Source organism: Luteibacter sp. 9133 (assembly GCF_000800155.1).
In the GTDB taxonomy this organism is placed as follows: domain Bacteria; phylum Pseudomonadota; class Gammaproteobacteria; order Xanthomonadales; family Rhodanobacteraceae; genus Luteibacter; species Luteibacter mycovicinus.
The window spans coordinates 3,033,142-3,050,354 of the sequence record NZ_JUHO01000001.1 but is presented as its reverse complement, the minus strand read 5'-3'; the positions used below and the strand labels follow the sequence as shown (position 1 = coordinate 3,050,354).

9 protein-coding genes and 1 tRNA gene are annotated in these 17,213 nt (G+C 64.9%); 4 read left to right on the top strand and 6 right to left on the bottom strand.

What is annotated here, in order from left to right; translation table 11 throughout:
* Positions 1–19: 19 nt before the first annotated feature.
* Positions 20–94, top strand: a tRNA-Val gene (locus tag FA87_RS13235).
* A 98-nt stretch (positions 95–192) separates the two neighbouring features.
* Positions 193–525: a lipid-A-disaccharide synthase N-terminal domain-containing protein gene (locus tag FA87_RS13230; protein ID WP_036111467.1), complete on the top strand. Its 333-nt coding sequence runs from the start codon at positions 193–195 to the stop codon at positions 523–525.
* Between the two features lie 24 nt (positions 526–549).
* Here the strand turns inward: FA87_RS13230 and metH are convergent, their stop codons facing one another.
* The 3 genes from metH to FA87_RS13215 are packed head-to-tail and all read right to left on the bottom strand — an operon-like array spanning position 550 to position 5,263.
* A complete protein-coding gene (metH, locus tag FA87_RS13225; protein WP_043695150.1) occupies positions 550–3,249 on the bottom strand; it encodes a methionine synthase in 2,700 nt (899 codons plus the stop codon).
* On the bottom strand, positions 3,246–4,328 hold the full coding sequence (locus tag FA87_RS13220) for a homocysteine S-methyltransferase family protein (protein WP_043695147.1): 1,083 nt from the start codon (positions 4,326–4,328) through the stop codon (positions 3,246–3,248). The genes metH and FA87_RS13220 overlap by 4 nt, the downstream gene beginning before the upstream one ends.
* Positions 4,325–5,263 carry a metalloregulator ArsR/SmtB family transcription factor gene (locus tag FA87_RS13215; protein ID WP_036111480.1) on the bottom strand — a complete coding sequence of 313 codons (939 nt, stop codon included), beginning with the start codon at positions 5,261–5,263 and terminating at the stop codon, positions 4,325–4,327. Before FA87_RS13215 ends, FA87_RS13220 begins: the two co-directional genes overlap by 4 nt.
* A gap of 171 nt (positions 5,264–5,434) precedes the next feature.
* Here FA87_RS13215 and FA87_RS13210 point away from each other — a divergent pair, with 171 nt between their 5' ends.
* On the top strand, positions 5,435–6,595 hold the full coding sequence (locus FA87_RS13210; protein ID WP_043695144.1) for an acyl-CoA dehydrogenase family protein: 1,161 nt from the start codon (positions 5,435–5,437) through the stop codon (positions 6,593–6,595).
* Between the two features lie 128 nt (positions 6,596–6,723).
* Here the strand turns inward: FA87_RS13210 and FA87_RS13205 are convergent, their stop codons facing one another.
* The 3 genes from FA87_RS13205 to FA87_RS13195 are packed head-to-tail and all read right to left on the bottom strand — an operon-like array spanning position 6,724 to position 11,936.
* Complete coding sequence (locus tag FA87_RS13205; RefSeq protein ID WP_081996591.1) at positions 6,724–10,050, bottom strand: multidrug efflux RND transporter permease subunit; 3,327 nt, start codon at positions 10,048–10,050, stop codon at positions 6,724–6,726.
* A 12-nt stretch (positions 10,051–10,062) separates the two neighbouring features.
* Positions 10,063–11,283: an efflux RND transporter periplasmic adaptor subunit gene (locus tag FA87_RS13200; protein ID WP_036111486.1), complete on the bottom strand. Its 1,221-nt coding sequence runs from the start codon at positions 11,281–11,283 to the stop codon at positions 10,063–10,065.
* Positions 11,280–11,936, bottom strand: coding sequence for a TetR/AcrR family transcriptional regulator (locus FA87_RS13195; protein ID WP_043695141.1), 657 nt, complete (start codon positions 11,934–11,936; stop codon positions 11,280–11,282). Before FA87_RS13195 ends, FA87_RS13200 begins: the two co-directional genes overlap by 4 nt.
* 270 nt (positions 11,937–12,206) lie before the next feature.
* Between FA87_RS13195 and FA87_RS13190 the strand changes: the two genes are divergently transcribed.
* Positions 12,207–17,126: an NAD-glutamate dehydrogenase domain-containing protein gene (locus FA87_RS13190; RefSeq protein ID WP_043695138.1), complete on the top strand. Its 4,920-nt coding sequence runs from the start codon at positions 12,207–12,209 to the stop codon at positions 17,124–17,126.
* The last annotated feature ends 87 nt before the right edge of the window (positions 17,127–17,213 follow it).

Genomic DNA, 17,213 nt, shown 5'->3' with positions numbered 1-17,213 from the left:
GTAGAATGCCGCGCTCGATGGGCGGTTAGCTCAGCGGTAGAGCACTGCCTTCACACGGCAGGTGTCACAAGTTCGATCCTTGTACCGCCCACCATCGGATACTGAAAAACCCGGCCTCGCGCCGGGTTTTTTTTGGCTTTCTATGTGCTTCCCGCCGGTACAATGCGCCGGTTGCCGCCCCTGGATCCCGCCATGCACGAAGCCCTCGCCGATCTGCACCTGCTGACCCTGACGCCCTGGAAGATCATCGGCCTTCTGGGCACGATCCTGTTCACGGCCCGGTGGTTCGTCCAGTTTTACGCCACCAGGAAGAACAAGCAGGTCACCGTGCCCATGTCCTTCTGGTACCTGTCGGTCAGCGGCAGCATCCTTACCCTGGCGTACTTCATCTGGGGCAAAAACGACTCCGTCGGTATCATCCAGACCGCGTTCCCCATGCTCGTCTCGTTCTACAACGTCTTCGCGCATCTCAGGAACCGCGATACGAAGGAACGGGTCAAGCCCGGCGGCGCCGAGGACAACTGACGCGGCGGCGGTCGCGCCGCCCTTTCAGTCGGGGTCGTAGTCCAGGTACGGGGCCAGCCAGCGCTCCGCTTCGGTCCGGTCCCAGCCCTTGCGCTTCGCATAGTCGTCGACCTGCTCGCGGGTCAGGCGGCCCACCACGAAGTACTGGCTGGCCGGATGCGAGAAGTACCAGCCCGATACCGCCGCGGTGGGATACATCGCAAAGCTGTCGGTGAGCTGCACGGTGGTGTGCGTCGTCGCGTCCAGCAGGTCGAACAGGGTGCGCTTCTCGCTGTGCTCGGGGCACGCGGGATAGCCGGGGGCAGGGCGGATGCCCCGGTAGGCTTCGGCGATCAGGGAGTCGTTGTCCAGCGACTCCTCGGGCTCGTAGCCCCAGAACTCCTTGCGGACGCGTTCATGCAGGCGTTCGGCGAAGGCTTCCGCCAGCCGGTCGGCCAGCGCCTTGAGCAGGATCGACGAATAGTCGTCGTGACTGGCCTCGAAGCGCGCCACGTGCTCATCGATGCCGATGCCGGCCGTGACGGCGAAGCCGCCGACCCAGTCCTGTACGCCGCTGTCCTTCGGTGCGACGAAGTCGGCCAGACAGAAGTCGGGACGCTCCACCGGCTTGTCGACCTGCTGGCGCAGGTGGTGCAGCATCGCTACCGGCTTGCGCTTGCCCACGCCGGGATCGGCGTAAACCTCGATGCTGTCGCCGCTCTGCGCCGCCGGCCAGAAACCGATGACGCCCTTGGCGGTGAGCCATTTCTCAGCGATGAGCCTATCGAGCATCGCCTGCGCGTCTTCGTAGAGCTCCGTCGCCTGGGTGCCGACGATCTCGTCGGTGAGGATGGCGGGGAACTTGCCGGCGAGTTCCCATGCGTTGAAGAACGGCGACCAGTCGATGTAGCGACGCAACTCGGCCAGGTCGTAGTCGTCGAAGACGGTGATACCGGGCGCACGCGGCGTCGGTGGCGTGTACGCCTCCCAGTCGCCCTGAAAGCGTTGCGCGCGTGCCTTGGTCAGGGGTACCAGCTGCTTACCCGTCCCACGGCCCCTGTGGCGCTCACGCACCTCGGCGTATTCGGAGCGCACCTTGGCCATGAAATCGTCGACGAGGTCCTTGCTGACCAGCGACTGCGCGACGCCGACGGCGCGCGAGGCGTCTTTCACCCACACGGTGGGCGATTTGTAGTGCGGCTCGATACGCAACGCCGTGTGGGCGCGCGAGGTCGTGGCACCGCCGATCATCAGCGGCACATGAAAATCCTGGCGCTGCATCTCGCGCGCGACCTGGCTCATCTCTTCAAGCGACGGCGTAATCAGTCCTGAGAGGCCGATGATGTCGGCATTCTCGGCACGCGCGACGTCGAGAATTTTCTGCGTCGGCACCATCACGCCAAGGTCGATGACCTCGAAGTTGTTGCACTGGAGCACCACGCCGACGATGTTCTTGCCGATGTCGTGGACATCGCCCTTGACCGTCGCCAGCACGATCTTGCCGTTGTTCTTCGTCGCGTTCCCCGAGATCTTCTTTTCTTCTTCGATGTACGGGATGAGGTGAGCCACCGCGCGCTTCATGACACGGGCCGACTTCACGACCTGGGGCAGGAACATCTTGCCCGCACCGAACAGGTCGCCGACGACGTTCATGCCGGTCATCAGGGGACCTTCGATGACGTCGAGCGGACGTGCCGACAGCTGCCGCGCCTCTTCGGTGTCCTCCACGACGTACTGGTCGATGCCATGCACGAGGGCATGGGTCAGGCGTTCGATGACGGGCTTTTCGCGCCAGGCTGCCGTCTCCACGGCGACTTCCCCCTTGCCGCCCTTGTACTTGTCGGCAACCTCGAGCAGGCGCTCCGTGGCATCGGCGCGGCGATTGAGTACGACGTCCTCGACGCGCTCACGCAACTCTTCCGGCAGGTCGTCGTAGATCGACAGGCCGCCGGCGTTGACGATACCCATGTCCATGCCCGCGGCGATCGCGTGATACAGGAACACGGAGTGGATGGCTTCACGGACCGGGTTGTTGCCGCGGAACGAGAACGAGACATTGGAGACGCCGCCGGAAATATGCGACGCGGGAAACCGTTTTTTCAGTTCGCGCGTGGCCTCGATGAAGTCCACCGCGTAGTTGTTGTGTTCCTCGATGCCGGTCGCCACGGCGAAGATATTGGGATCGAAAATGATGTCTTCCGGCGGGAAGTTCACCTCGTTCACCAGCAACTCGTAGGCGCGCGAGCAGATCTCGATCTTGCGCTCCTTCGTATCGGCCTGGCCGACTTCGTCGAAAGCCATGACCACCACGGCGGCGCCGTACTGGCGCACCTTGCGCGCATGCTCGAGAAACGCGTCGACACCTTCCTTCATCGAGATGGAATTGACGATGCCCTTGCCCTGCATGCAGCGCAGGCCGGCCTCGATGACGCTCCACTTGGAGGAGTCGACCATGATCGGTACGCGTGCGATGTCCGGCTCGGAAGAGATCAGGTTCACGAAGCGCGTCATCGCGGCTTCGGAATCGATCAGGCCTTCGTCCATGTTGATGTCGATGATCTGCGCACCGTTTTCGACCTGCTGGCGCGCGACATCCACCGCTTCTTCGTAGCGGCCCTCCTTGATCAGCTTGCGAAACTGCGCCGAACCGGTGACGTTGGTACGTTCACCGACGTTGATGAAGTTCAGGTCCGGCGTGAGGACCAGCGGTTCGAGGCCGGAAAGGCGGGTGTATCGAATGCTCATGCGGCTTGCGCGGTGTCCCTGGGCTGACGCGGCGGATACGGCGCGACAGCGGCTGCGATGGCGGCGATATGCGCCGGCGTGGTGCCACAACAGCCACCGACGATGTTGATCAGGCCTTCCTCGGCGAACCCGCGGATCGTCTCGGCCATGCTCTCGGGGCTTTCGTCGTACTCGCCGAAGGCATTGGGCAGGCCCGCGTTCGGGTGGGTGCTGATGGCGCTGCCGGCAATGCGCGAGAGCATCTGCACATGCGGGCGCAGATCTTCCGCGCCGAGTGCGCAGTTCAGGCCGACGGACAGCGGCTGGATGTGTTCGACCGAGTAGAAGAACGCCTCCGCCGTCTGTCCCGACAGCGTGCGGCCGGAGCGGTCGGTGATGGTGCCCGAGATCATGACGGGGACGCGCGCGCCGAGCGTGTCGAACAATTCGCTCAGGGCGAACAGCGCGGCTTTCGCGTTGAGCGTGTCGAAGATCGTCTCGACCATGATCGTATCGGCGCCGCCTTCGATGAGCGCGCGCGCGGCTTCCACGTAGTTGGCCTTGAGCGACTCGAAGTCGATGTTGCGAAAGCCCGGGTCGTTCACGTCGGGAGAGATCGACGCGGTACGGCTGGTCGGCCCGAGTACGCCGATGACGAAGCGCGGACGGTCCGGCGTGATCGCGGTCATCGCGTCGCATGCTTCGCGGGCGATCCGCGCGCCCTCGCGGTTCAGTTCGGGCACGAGGTGTTCGAGATGATAGTCGGCCTGACTCACGCGCGTGGCGTTGAACGTGTTGGTCTCGACGAAGTCCGCTCCCGCTTCGAGATACGCGGTGTGTACGCCGCGGATGATGTCCGGCTGCGTCAGCAGGAGCAGGTCGTTGTTGCCCTTCAGATCGCATTCGCCCGGGTGGTCGTGCTCGTGCGTGTGCGTGCTGTCGAGGCCGCCGGCGAAGCGATCGCCGCGATAGCCGGCCTCGTCGAGCCGGTGGCCCTGCAACATGGTGCCCATGCCGCCGTCGAGGATCATGATGCGTTCGGCGAGTCCCTTCTGGATCAGGGCGACACGATCGGGATGGAGCCAGGGCAGGGTGCTCATGGGGTGCCTCCGGGCTTGCGGGCAAGCAGACTGATGACTTCGAAATGGGGTGAACGGCGCTCGCGGCTCAGGCGCTCGCAGCTGACCACGTCCAGACCGGCGTTCCGCGCCAGGGCGGTCAGGGCATCGCAGGTGAAGCCGAGGTTGCGATGATCGAACGGCTCGACCACCGCGCGGTGGTCGTGTTCGCCAAGGGTGGACGCCAGCACGCGACCTCCGGGCTTCAGCACCCGCGCCACCTCGCTGAACACGGCTTCGGGACGCTCCGAATACGTGAGGGCGTGCAGCAGCAGGACAAGGTCGAAACGGCCGTCCTCGAGGTCCAGCGCGTGCATGTCGCCCGTACGTACGTCGACATTGCGGAAGGTGCTCAGCCGCTGCCGCGCCGCGTCGACGACGCGTTCCGAACTGTCGATGCAGACGATCGAGTGGGCATGCGGTGCGAGCAGTTCCGCCGTAACGCCATCGCCGGAGGCGATATCCAGGACATCGCCGGTCGCCAGCAACTGCAACAGCGAGCGCGCCAGCGTTTCCCAGGTGCGACCCGGCGAATAATGACGCTCCATGTCGCCGGCGACGGTATCCGCCCAGCCCTCGGCCCGGGCCCGTTGGGCGAGAACCGCGGGAAGCCGTTCGGCATCCTCCTTGAGCAGGGCGTCGCTGAGCGTGTCACGCAGGGAGGCCACCAGGGCGGCGAGCGTAGGATCCGCCTCGGCGTTGGCCCGATAATAGGCCGACACGCCGGCCCGGCGATCGCGCACCAGCTCGGCCTCCTTGAGCTTGGCCAGATGGGTCGACACGCGCGGCTGGGCCAGATGCAGCACGGCCGCCAGCTCGGCGACGGTCAGTTCCTCGCGGTCCAGAAGGGCGAGCAGGCGGACGCGGGTCGGGTCGGCCAGGAGTCGGAGCACCGTGGAGGCCGTCGACAGGTCCATCCTGCATCCTTATATCGCGATAGAAAGATGCGTAAGGATGAGGCCCGCCCCGGCCAGCGTCAAGGCCGCATGTTGCAGTGCAGAGCGGCAAGCTCTCGAACGACCGTTAGAATGACCGGCTAGTCCCCACCCCAAGACTTGCCGTCCTTCCGGCCGGCGCGAGGAATATCCATGGATTTCCGCTTTACCGACGACCAGCTGTCGATTCAGTCCATTGCCCGCGACTTCGCCCAGAAGCGCATCGCCCCGGTCGCCGCCGAGTTCGACGCGAAGGGTGAGTTTCCCCTGGAAAACATCCAGGAAATGGGTCAGCTGGGCCTGATGGGCATCGAAGTGCCCGAGGAATACGGCGGCGCAGGCATGGATCCCGTGTCCTACGTGCTGGCCATGGTGGAGATCGCCGCGGCCGATGCCGCCACCTCGACGATCATGTCGGTGAACAATTCGCTGTTCTGCAACGGCATCCTCAAGAACGGCACGGAAGACCAGAAGCAGAAGTACGTGCGCGCCATCGCCTCCGGCGAGGCCATTGGCGCCTATGCCCTGACCGAACCGCAGTCCGGCTCCGACGCGTCCAACATGCACACGCGCGCGGTGAAGAATGCCGACGGCGACTGGGTCATCAACGGCAAGAAGAGCTGGATCACCTCCGGTCCGGTCGCTCGCTACATCGTGCTGTTCGCGGTGACGACGCCCGGCATGGGTGCGCGTGGCGTGTCGGCCTTCATCATCGACACGAAGCGGACGGGTTTTCTCGCCGGCAAGACGGAGCCGAAGCTCGGCATCCGCGCCTCGGCCACCTGCGAGATCGAGTTCCACGACTACATCTGTCCGCAGGAAGACATTCTCGGTGAAGAGGGCAAGGGTTTCGGTATCGCCATGGGCGTGCTGGATGCCGGTCGTATCGGTATCGCGTCGCAGGCGGTGGGCATCGCGCGTGCCGCCTACGAAGCCACGCTTCAGTGGTCGCGGGACCGCAAGGCGTTCGGTCACCCGATCGGCACGTTCCAGATGACTCAGGCCAAGATCGCCGACATGAAGTGCAAGCTGGATGCGGCGCTGCTGCTGACCCTGCGTGCCGCGTGGACCAAGGCCCAGACCGATAAGAACGGCGGCCGTTTCGGTACCGAGGCTTCTATGGCCAAGCTGGTGGCGTCGGAGGCGGCGATGTGGATCACGCACCAGGCCGTGCAGATCCACGGTGGCATGGGCTACTCGAAAGAAATGCCGCTGGAGCGTTATTTCCGCGATGCCAAGATCACGGAAATCTACGAGGGTACGAGTGAGATTCAGCGGCTGGTGATTGCGCGCTCGGAGACGGGGTTGCGCTGAGCAATCATCGACTCGAGCGGACACGAACGGGCCCCGGTTATGCCGGGGCCTTTTTGTTGAGGCCGCTGCGGCGACGAAAAAAAGCCCGGCTTTCGCCGGGCTTTTTCTTTCGTACTTGCCTTCCGACCTTAAGGTCGATCGGTGCCGCGTCGCGGATCCGAATCGAAGGCCCGGACATCGCCGACGTTCGGAGCATGCGGATGGAGGTTGGTCGGGCCGTTCGGGCCGTCGCCACCACCGTTGCCACCGCCGTGCGGATCGTGGTCGTCGTCATGACCGACGTGCGGCATCTTGTGGGACACCTCATCCAGCTTGTCACCCAGCATGCGGCGAACCGAGGTGTAGAACACCGGGATCAGCAGCAGGCCGAGGATGGTGGCGAACAGCATGCCGCCGATCACGCCGGTACCGATGGCGTGGCGGGAGTTGGCGCCCGCACCGGTGGAAATGGCCAGCGGCAACACGCCGAGGATGAAGGCCAGCGAGGTCATCAGGATGGGGCGCAGTCGCAGGCGGGAGGCTTCCACCACCGCGTCGCGAAGCGTCTTGCCGGCCTGCTGCTGTTCGACCGCGAACTCGACGATCAGGATGGCGTTCTTCGCGGCCAGGCCGATCACGGTGATCATGCCGATCTTGAAGAAGATGTCGTTCGGCAGGCCGCGCAACATCGAGAATACCACCACACCCAGAAGGCCAAGCGGCACCACCAGCAGCACGGCCACCGGAATGGACCAGCTTTCGTACAGGGCGGCAAGGCAGAGGAACACGATGACGATGGACAGCACCATCAGCGCGGTGGCCGAATTACCCGCCAGGATTTCCTGGTAGGACTGGCCGCTCCAGTCGTAACCGATGCCCTTGCCGAGCTTGTCGTTGACGATTTTCTCCATGGTCGCCATGGCCTGACCCGTCGACGAGCCCGGCGCGTTGTTACCTACGATTTCCACGGCCGAGTACCCGTTGTAGCGGGTCAGCGTCGGTGCGGCCATCGTCCACTTCGAATGAACCACGGTGGACAGCGGGATCATCCTGCTGTCGGTGGCCGTCGATGCGCTGGCGACCGTGCTCGTCGTCGAGGACGTGCTGCTGGTGGAGGAGGTCAGCGTGCTCGGGGTGTAGATGTGTGCGAACGCGTCCGTACCCATGCGGTAGGGGGCGTCGGCCTGCATCATCACGCGCTTCACGCGGCCGCCGTACTGGAAGTCGTTGACATAGACCGGCGCCAGCGTGAGCTGGATGGCCGTGTAGATGTCGCTGACCGACAGACCCATCGTCTGAGCCTGCGTACGGTCCACGTTGAGCTGCAGCAGCGGAGCGTCTTCCAGCGTGTTCGGACGGACACCCACCAGGGATTTGTCCTGCGCCGCGGCACCGAGCAGCTGGTTACGCGCCTGGGTCAGCTCGGCACGATCCTGACCGGCACGGGCCTGCAGGAACATGTCGACGCCGCCGAACTGCGACAGACCGCGGATGGTGGGCAGGTTGACCACGAAGATCGTGGCATCGCTCACCGCCTGCATCTGGCCGTTCGCCTTGCCGAGGAACTCCGGCACGGTGATGTCGCGATCGGCCCAGTCCTTCATGCGAATGAAGACCATGCCGACGTTTTCACCCTGACCCACGAAGCTGAAGCCGGAAATCTGGAAGACACCCTCGACTTCCGGGTTCTTCAGCATGATGTTGCGGATCTGCTCCTGCACCTTCTGCGTACGGGCAAGACTCGAGCCCGGCGGGAGCTGCACGATCGCCAGCGCATAACCCTGGTCTTCGTCGGGGACGAAGCTCGACGGCAGCCTGGTGAACAGGAAGCCGGCCAGCGCCGCGATCAGCACGAACACGATCATCCAGCGCGGACCATGGCGTACGGCGGAGTCGATGTGACCCGAGTACGTATGCGTGGTCCAGTCGAAGACCTGGTTGAACTTGCGGTAGACGACGTTCTTGCGCTTGTCCGGCTCATGCTTGAGCAGGGTGGCGCAGAGGGCCGGCGTGAAGGTGACGGCGAGGAACGCCGAGAAGCCCATCGAGACCGCGATGGTCAGTGCGAACTGCTTGTAGATGATGCCGGAAGCGCCGGGCTGCAGCGCGGACGGAATGAACACCGCCGCCAGCACCACGGTGATCGCCACGATGGCGCCGGTGATCTGGCCCATCGCCTTGCGCGTGGCTTCCTTCGGAGGCAGGTGCTCCTCCGTCATGATGCGCTCGACGTTCTCGATCACGACGATCGCGTCGTCGACCACGATGCCGATGGCCAGCACCATGCCGAACAGGGTCAGCTGGTTGATCGTGAAGCCCAGCGGCGAGAGGCCGATGAACGTACCGAGCAGGGCGACCGGGATGACCAGGGTGGGGATGATCGTCGCGCGGAAGTTCTGCAGGAAGATCAGCATCACCAGGAAGACGAGGATGATCGCCTCGACCAGGGTATGCACGACTTCCTCGATCGAGATCACCACGAACTTGGTGGACTCGTACGGGGCGAACCACGTCACGCCGTCCGGGAAGCTCTTGGACAGGTCGTCCATCTTCGCGCGAACCGCCTTGGCGACGTCCAGCGCGTTGGCGCCGGGCAGCAGCTGCACACCGAAGGCGCCGGTGGGGATGCCGTTGTAGTCGGTGGCGAATCCGTAGGTCTGCGGTCCGAGCTCCACGCGCGCCACGTCCTTCAGGCGGACGACGGTACCGTCGTTGTTCGCACGGAGGATGACGTTGGAGAACTCTTCGGCCGAGGTGAAACGGCCTTCCGCCGAGACGGTGGCACTGAAGCCCTGACCGTCGGTCGCCGGATCGGTACCGAGCGAACCCGCCGCGAACTGCACGTTCTGCGCGGCCAGTGCCGACTGCAGGTCGGTGGCCGACATGCCGTAGCCGCGGAGCTTGTCGGGGTTGAGCCAGACGCGCATGCCGTACTCGGCACCCAGCTGGCGGGTGCTGCCCACGCCGGGAATACGAGCGACCTGGTCGAGCACCTGCGAGGACACGATATCCATCAGGCGATGGCTGTCGATGGCCTTGTTGGTCGAGGTCAGGGCGATGAACATCAGGAAGTCGGGGTTGGCCTTGGCCACCACGACACCCTGCTGTGTCACTTCCGACGGGAGGCGCGGCGTCGCCAGCGACACCTTGTTCTGCACCTGGACCTGCGCGATGTCAGGGTCGGTACCGGTGTCGAAGGTCAGCGTGACCGTGGCGGTGCCCGACGAGCTGGACTGCGAGCTGAAGTAGATCAGGTGGTCGATACCCGTCAGCTGCTGCTCGATCACCTGCGTCACGGTTTTTTCGGTCGTATCCGCGCTCGCACCCGGGTAGGTCGCCGTGACGGTGACCTGCGGCGGTGCGATGTTCGGATACGACTCGATACCCATGTTCAACAGGGAGATCGTGCCGCAAAGGCTGATCAGGATCGCCAGCACCCATGCGAAAATGGGGCGGTCGATGAAGAAACTCGGCATGACGAAACTCCCTTACTGCTGGCCGGCCGGCGCGGCGGGGGCGCCTGCCTGAGCCGGTGCAGCAGCTTGCTGGGCGGGGCTGGCCTTCACGGGCGAGTTTTCCTTCGCCTTCGGCACGCCCTGAACGATGATCCTGTCACCCGGCTTCAGTCCGCCGGTGACGACCCAGTTGCTGCCCGAGATGCGATCGGTCTGGACCGGGCGACGGACGGCGGCGGAGTCGATGGTCTGCTCCTTGCCGTTCGCGTCCTTCACCGTGGCCTTGTCGACGACCATCACATAGGCCGAATTGGCGTCGCGCAACACGCCGGCCTGAGGCACCAGGTAGACGTTGTGCAGGCTGCCGAGGTTGGCCTTGACCGTCACGAACTGGCCCGGGAGCAGGCGCGTGCCGGTGTTGTTGACCAGAGCGCGCAGGTCGACGGTGCCGGTCTGCGGGTTCACGGTGGCGGACGAGAAGTCCATCGCGCCCTGCTCGCCGAAATCGGAACCGTCCGGGAGCTGGATGCGGACCGTGGACTGGCTGGTGTCGCTGAGCGTGACATTGCCCTTGGCGGCGGCCCCGCGCATGGTGTCCAGGTCGCTGACGGACATGTTGAAATTCACGTAGACCTTGTCGATTTCGTCGACCTGGGTCAGCAGCGTGGTATCGCTCTGGCCGACGAGTGCGCCTTCCGTGACCTGCTGGCGGCCGGCACGACCGTCGATCGGGGAGACCACATCGGTGAAGCCGAGGTTGATCCGGGCCGACTGGACGTTGGCTTCGGCCTGCTTGACCGAGGCGTTACCGGTGCGCTCGTTGGCTTCGGCCGTATCCAGATCCTGGCGGGAGATGTAGTTCTTGCCGATCAGCCCGCGCGAACGGTCGGCCGTGGCCTTGTAGTTGGCCGCGGCGGCCTTGGCGGAAGCCAGGGCGGCAAGCTGGGCGTTGAGTTCGGCGGTCAGCGGCTGCGGATCGATCTGAAACAGCTTCTGGCCGGCCTTCACGTCCGTGCCCTCGTCATACAGACGCTTCAGCAGGATGCCCGGCACGCGAGCGCGCACATCGGCGGTGCGGAAGGACGAGACGCGACCGACCTGATCCTGGACGAGGGGAACGTCCTGAGGCTGGACGGTGATGACGCCGACTTCGGGCGGAGGCGGCTGCTGGGGCGCCTCCTGCTTGTGGCAGGCGGCAAGCGCCGCGGTGAGGCCGAGGGCCATCAGGGACGTGCGCAGAGGCAGGGGATTCATGAAAACTCCGTTCCTATTCCAGGTTTCTTAATCTTTCGCGGCCGGCCATCCGTGGGGATGTCGTACGCGTGCATAAATACGGTTACCGCATGTCTCGCCCAGTCGTCCTGTGCCTTCTGGCTCCTCGCCCGCATGCCGAAGAGGCGACGATCCCCCTCGAGCCCATGCAACATGGCCAGGAACAGCTCGGCGGCCACCTCCGGGTCGTCCCGGCGCATCTCTCCCGCATCCATCGCTTCAGCCATGCAACGCGACAAACGCACCGCGACCGTGCCGATCGCCGTGCGGAAGAACGTCTTCGCAGCGGCCGGGAAGCGCGGTGCTTCCGCGATCAGCATCCGGCCCAGCGCGACGTGCTCGTGATCCATCACGTAGGTATGGTGCGCCTTTGCCAACGCATACAGCGTGTCGGCCAGACCGCGGCTCTCGGGTGCGAGGCTCGCGTGCAAAGGGTGGGCGAGTTGTTGGACGGCGGCGTGAAACAGGGTGTCCTTGTTCTCGAAATGCGCGTACACGGTCTGCTTGGACACGCCCGCCTCGCGTGCCACCGCCACCATGCTGACGCGGTAACCGTCGCGCAGGAAAAGGGCGCACGCCGCCTGAAGCACCCGCTGCTGGTGATCCGAAGCGGGGCGTGACTCCAGGTGCGACATTAACTTTACCTGCTGGACTATACCGTCCGGTTTAGAATCTCCCTCGGACCAGCGTCAACGGGCAATAGCGCCATTCGCACGCGAATTGTTGCGTTGCAGCTTGGCCCGAGTCCGAAGCCATGCTGTCCGTTTCCCGAAACAGTGCACGGATAATGTCGCGGCGCAGTGAAAAAGCACCTTATCCGTTATGTCTGACGGTGTGGCTACATGCCACGTGTGGGAGCTATGCTTTCACGGATTTCTTTCCCGTCCCCACATCGATATCCGCCCATGAATGCGATTCGCACCGCCGAAAGCGGCCAGTTCGAAGCCCTCGTCTTCGATGAACTGAAAAAGATCGACTACCCCGCGGAGCGCCTCAACGAGGCGCGCTTTTTTATCCAGGCCTTCTTCGAGCGCATCGCGCCGGCCGATCACGCGCTGCACGCCCCCGACCGCTGGGCCGCCCTGATCGCCGACCTGCTGACCTTCGCGCGTGAGCGCACGCCGGGCAAAGCGAAGGTCCGCGTCTACAACCCGGGCCTGTCCGGCACCCGCGCCGTGGTCGAGGTCGTCACCGACGACATGCCCTTTCTGGTCGACACCGTCTCGATGGTGGCCGCCGCGCACGCCGACGTGCACGCGATCATCCACCCGGTCGTGCCGGTCGTCCGGTCCGCCGCCGGCGTGCTGGAGTCGATCGGCGCCGGTGAGAAGACCGAGTCGCTCATGCGTTTCGAAATCGACCGCATCGACGACACCGAACTGGAGAACCTCAGGGCCAACGTAGAGACCGCGCTCCACGACGTGCGCGAGGCCGTCGACGACTGGCGTGCCATGCGCGGCAAGATGAACGAGATCGCCGACGATCTTGGCAGGCGCTCCCTGCCGTACACCGCCGAGGAGGTCCGCGAGGCCAGCGACTTCCTGCGCTGGGTCGCCGACGACCATTTCACCTTCATGGGCTACCGCGAGTACGAAGTGGCGCCGGGGCAGGGCGACGAGGTGCTCAAGACCGTCGAGGGCTCGGGCCTGGGCATTCTTCGTGCCGCGGAGCGCTCGCTGGCGCCGCGATCGCTGCGCACTCTGGTGGCCAGCGAACTGCCGCGCTCGGGTTCCACCGACGCCATCATCCTGACCAAGACCAATGCCCGTTCGCCGATTCATCGCGCGGGCTACATGGATTACATCGGCGTCCTCAAGTTCGACGACAAGGGGCGCCCGGTCGCCGAGCAGCGTTTCCTCGGTCTGTTCTCGTCCAACGCGTACATGGCCCACCCGCAGCATGTGCCCCTGGTGCGCGACAAGTGCGAAGCGGTGATGAACCGTTCGGGCCTGAAGCGCGATTCGCATTCGGGCAAGGCGCTGCGGCACATCCTCGATACCCTGCCGCGCGAGGAGCTTTTCCAGTGCAGCACGGACGAGCTCTACGCGTTGGCCACCGGGCTGCTCGAGCTGGCACAGCGCACGCGCACGCGCCTCTTCATCCGCCGCGACAGCTACGGCCGGTTCTTCTCGTGCCTGGTGTTCATCCCGCGCGACCGGTTCAACACGACGGTTCGCGAACGTGTCGAGAACGTCCTGCGCGACGCGTTCCACGGCGAACACGTGGATTCCGCCGTACTCATGGGTGAAGCCGCGCTGGTTCGCCTGCACGTGGTGGTTCGTCCGCGCATCGGCGACCACCCGGTTTACGACGCCGTGAGCATCGAGTCGCAGATCGCGTCGATCGCGCGCAACTGGTACGACGACCTGCGCGATCGTCTGATCGCGACGGTGGGCGAGCAGGAAGGGATCATCCTGGCCAACCGTTACGGCAAGCTGCTGCCGGCCGGGTACGTGGACGAGGTGTCGCCGCAGGTCGCCGCCGCCGACGTGCGCGCCCTGGCCGGCCTCGACGGCCCCGATGCCATCAGCATGTCGTTCTACCATCCGTCGCACCGTCCGGAAGAACTCCGTTTCAAGGTGTATCGCTCGGGTTCGGATATCGCGCTGTCGGAGGTCCTCCCGCAGCTGGAAAACCTCGGCCTGCGCGTGCTCACCGAGCACATGTATGAAGTGAAGGCCGGCGACAGCCGCCTCTACATCCAGGATTTCGAAGTGCAGCCGGTGGGTCGTCTCGCCTTCGAGGTCGAGCAGGTCGGCACCTTGTTCGAAGACGCCTTCGAACAGATCTGGCGCGGCAACGCGGAGAACGACGGCTTCAACCGTCTCGTCCTGGGCGCGAAGCTCGGCTGGCGTCAGGTCGCGGTGCTGCGCAGCTACACCAAGTACCTCCAGCAGGCGGGTGTCGCGTTCTCGCAGGCGTACATGGAAGACGCACTCAATCGCTATCCAGCCATCGCGGGCCTGATCGTCGAGCTGTTCAACGCACGCTTCGACCCACGCCGCGAAAGCCTCGACGCCACGGAGCGCGCGTGGGCCGAGAGCATGTTGTCGCACGAGATGCACACGCTGATCGGCGCGGAGATCCTGTCGGCCCAGCCAGGTCTCATCGGCAACCTCATCGCATCGCTGTCGCGTCCGCGCGACGAGCAGGTGGCGGCGGTCGAAGAAGCGATCAACGCGCTGCTCGACAACGTGTCCAGCCTCGACGAAGACCGCATCCTGCGCAGTTACATCGCGCTGGTGCACGCCACGCTGCGTACCAGCTTTTTCCAGGCCTGGGATGGCGTGTTCCGCCCGTACATCAGCTTCAAGTTCGATTCGCACCAGGTGCCCGATCTGCCCAAGCCGGTGCCGTTCCGCGAGATCTTCGTCTACGCGCCGCGTGTCGAGGGTATCCATCTGCGCTTCGGTGCGGTGGCACGTGGTGGCCTGCGCTGGTCCGACCGTCGCGAGGATTTCCGTACCGAAGTCCTCGGTCTGGTGAAAGCCCAGATGGTGAAGAACACGGTCATCGTGCCGGTGGGTTCCAAGGGTGGCTTCTTCGTGAAGCGTCCGCCCGTCGGTGGCGATCGCGATGCGCAGCTCGCCGAGGGCATCGCGTGCTATCGCATGTTCATCAACGGCCTGCTCGACATCACCGACAACCTCGTCGAGGGTGCGGTGGTACCGCCGCATGACGTGATCCGCCACGACAACGACGATCCGTATCTGGTCGTCGCCGCGGACAAGGGCACGGCCACGTTCTCCGATATCGCCAACGCGATCTCGACCGAACACGGCTTCTGGCTCGATGACGCCTTCGCCTCGGGCGGCTCCAACGGCTATGACCACAAAGGCATGGGCATCACGGCGAAGGGTGCGTGGGAGTCGGTCAAGCGCCACTTCCGTGCGCTGGGTCGTGACTGCCAGACCGAAGATTTCACGGTGGTCGGCGTGGGCGACATGTCGGGCGACGTGTTCGGCAACGGTATGCTGCTCTCGGAAAAGATCCGCCTGCTGGCCGCCTTCGACCATCGCCATATCTTCCTCGACCCCAACCCGGACTCGGCGACGTCCTTCGTCGAGCGTGCGCGCATGTTCGCGCTGCCGCGCTCATCGTGGGAGGACTATGACAAGTCGCTGATCTCGGCCGGTGGCGGCATCTGGCCGCGTACGGCGAAGTCGATCCCGGTGTCGCCGGAAATCAAGGCCGTGCTGGGTATTCGCAGCGACGCCACGCACATGGCGCCGACCGACCTCCTCTCGGCGATCCTTAAGGCGCCGGTGGATCTGCTCTGGAACGGCGGTATCGGCACGTACGTCAAGGCGACCAGCGAGACGCACGCGGACGTCGGTGACCGCGCCAACAACGCGCTGCGCGTGAACGGCAACGAGCTGCGCTGCAAGGTGGTGGGCGAGGGCGGCAACCTTGGTATGACGCAGAAGGGTCGCATCGAAGCCGGCCAGGCCGGGGTGCTCCTCAATACCGATTTCATCGACAACTCCGCCGGCGTGGATACCTCGGATCACGAGGTCAACATCAAGATCCTGCTCAACGACGCCGTCCAGCGCGGCGAGCTGACCTTCGAGGGCCGCAACAAGCAGCTGGCCGAGATGACCGATGAAGTCGGCCGCCTCGTGCTGTGGGATAACTATCGTCAGAACCAGGCCATCACCGTGATGGAGCACCAGTCGGTGCGTCGTCTCGGTTCGATGGCTCACTTCATCAGCACGCTCGAAGCCGAAGGCATGCTCGACCGTGCGGTGGAATCGCTGCCGACGGCCGCCGAACTGGCGGAGCGCAAGCTGCGCGGTCAGGGCCTGACCCGCCCGGAACTGTCCGTGCTGCTGTCGTACGACAAGATCCGGCTGTTCCAGCAGCTGCTGGATTCGGACGTGCCGGAAGATCCGTATCTGTCGCGCGAACTGGTCCGCTACTTCCCCGTGCCGCTGCACGAGAAGTACGCCGAGCACATGCAGCGCCATCGCCTGAAGCGCGAGATCATCGCCACCGCGGTGACCAACTCGACGATCAACCGCATGGGCGCGACGTTCATGATGCGCATGCAGGAGGACACGGGCCACGGCCCGGCGTCGATCGCCAAGGCGTACACCGCCGCACGCGAGATCCTCGATGCGCGCGAACTGTGGGCCGAGATTGAGAAGCTCGACGGCAAGGTCGCGGAAGACACCCAGATCGACGCGATCCTGCAGATCTGGTCGTTGCTGCGTCACCTGACCCGCTGGCTGCTCAACCGTCCGGGCGGCACACTCGACATCGCCGCCAACGTCGATCGTTTCGCCAGCGAAGTGACCGTCTTGCGCAAGGCGCTGCCCGATGCCCTGACCGATACCGGCCGTGGCGACTTCGGCGCGAGCCAGGAGAAGTGGGAAGGCCTCGGCGTCCCCGGTGAGCTGGCGGTTCGTCTTGCCCGCGTACCGGTGCTGCGTGCGGCGCTGGACATGGTCGAAGTGTCGAAGCAGAGCGGCAAGGACATGGCGACGGTCGCCCGTGTGTTCTACGAGCTGGCCGAGGCACTGGACCTCGACTGGCTGCGTGGGCAGATCGAGGCCCTGCCGGTAGAAGGTGCCTGGCACGCGCAGGCGCGTGGTTCGCTGCTGGACGAGCTCAACGCCCAGCATCGTGCCCTCGCCCTGCAGGTGCTTTCGGTCGCCGGCGACCGCACGGACATCAGCCCGGTCAAGGCCTGGCTGGAGCGGGACGATGCCACGCTGAAGTACACCCGCGCGATGCTGGCCGAGATCCTGACCCAGAATGCGGACTACCCGATCGCCTCCGTTGCGGTTCGTCGTCTGGCGCAGCTGGCGCAGATTCCGGTGTAAAAAGGCGGGCTCCCATCGGGGCGAGGCATCGCCTTCCTGGTGGGAGCCACATCGCCGGGGGACAACCCCGGTCCGGTGGGAGCCCGC

Bases quoted from the DNA above. Each gene is read 5' to 3' on its own strand.
- FA87_RS13205 (WP_081996591.1), bottom strand. From the start codon at position 10,050: ATGCCGAGTTTCTTCATCGACCGCCCCATTTTCGCATGGGTGCTGGCG.
- FA87_RS13230 (WP_036111467.1), top strand. From the start codon at position 193: ATGCACGAAGCCCTCGCCGATCTGCACCTGCTGACCCTGACGCCCTGG.
- FA87_RS13190 (WP_043695138.1), top strand. From the start codon at position 12,207: ATGAATGCGATTCGCACCGCCGAAAGCGGCCAGTTCGAAGCCCTCGTC.
- FA87_RS13210 (WP_043695144.1), top strand. From the start codon at position 5,435: ATGGATTTCCGCTTTACCGACGACCAGCTGTCGATTCAGTCCATTGCC.
- FA87_RS13195 (WP_043695141.1), bottom strand. From the start codon at position 11,936: ATGTCGCACCTGGAGTCACGCCCCGCTTCGGATCACCAGCAGCGGGTG.
- FA87_RS13200 (WP_036111486.1), bottom strand. From the start codon at position 11,283: ATGAATCCCCTGCCTCTGCGCACGTCCCTGATGGCCCTCGGCCTCACC.
- metH (WP_043695150.1), bottom strand. From the start codon at position 3,249: ATGAGCATTCGATACACCCGCCTTTCCGGCCTCGAACCGCTGGTCCTC.
- FA87_RS13215 (WP_036111480.1), bottom strand. From the start codon at position 5,263: ATGGACCTGTCGACGGCCTCCACGGTGCTCCGACTCCTGGCCGACCCG.
- FA87_RS13220 (WP_043695147.1), bottom strand. From the start codon at position 4,328: ATGAGCACCCTGCCCTGGCTCCATCCCGATCGTGTCGCCCTGATCCAG.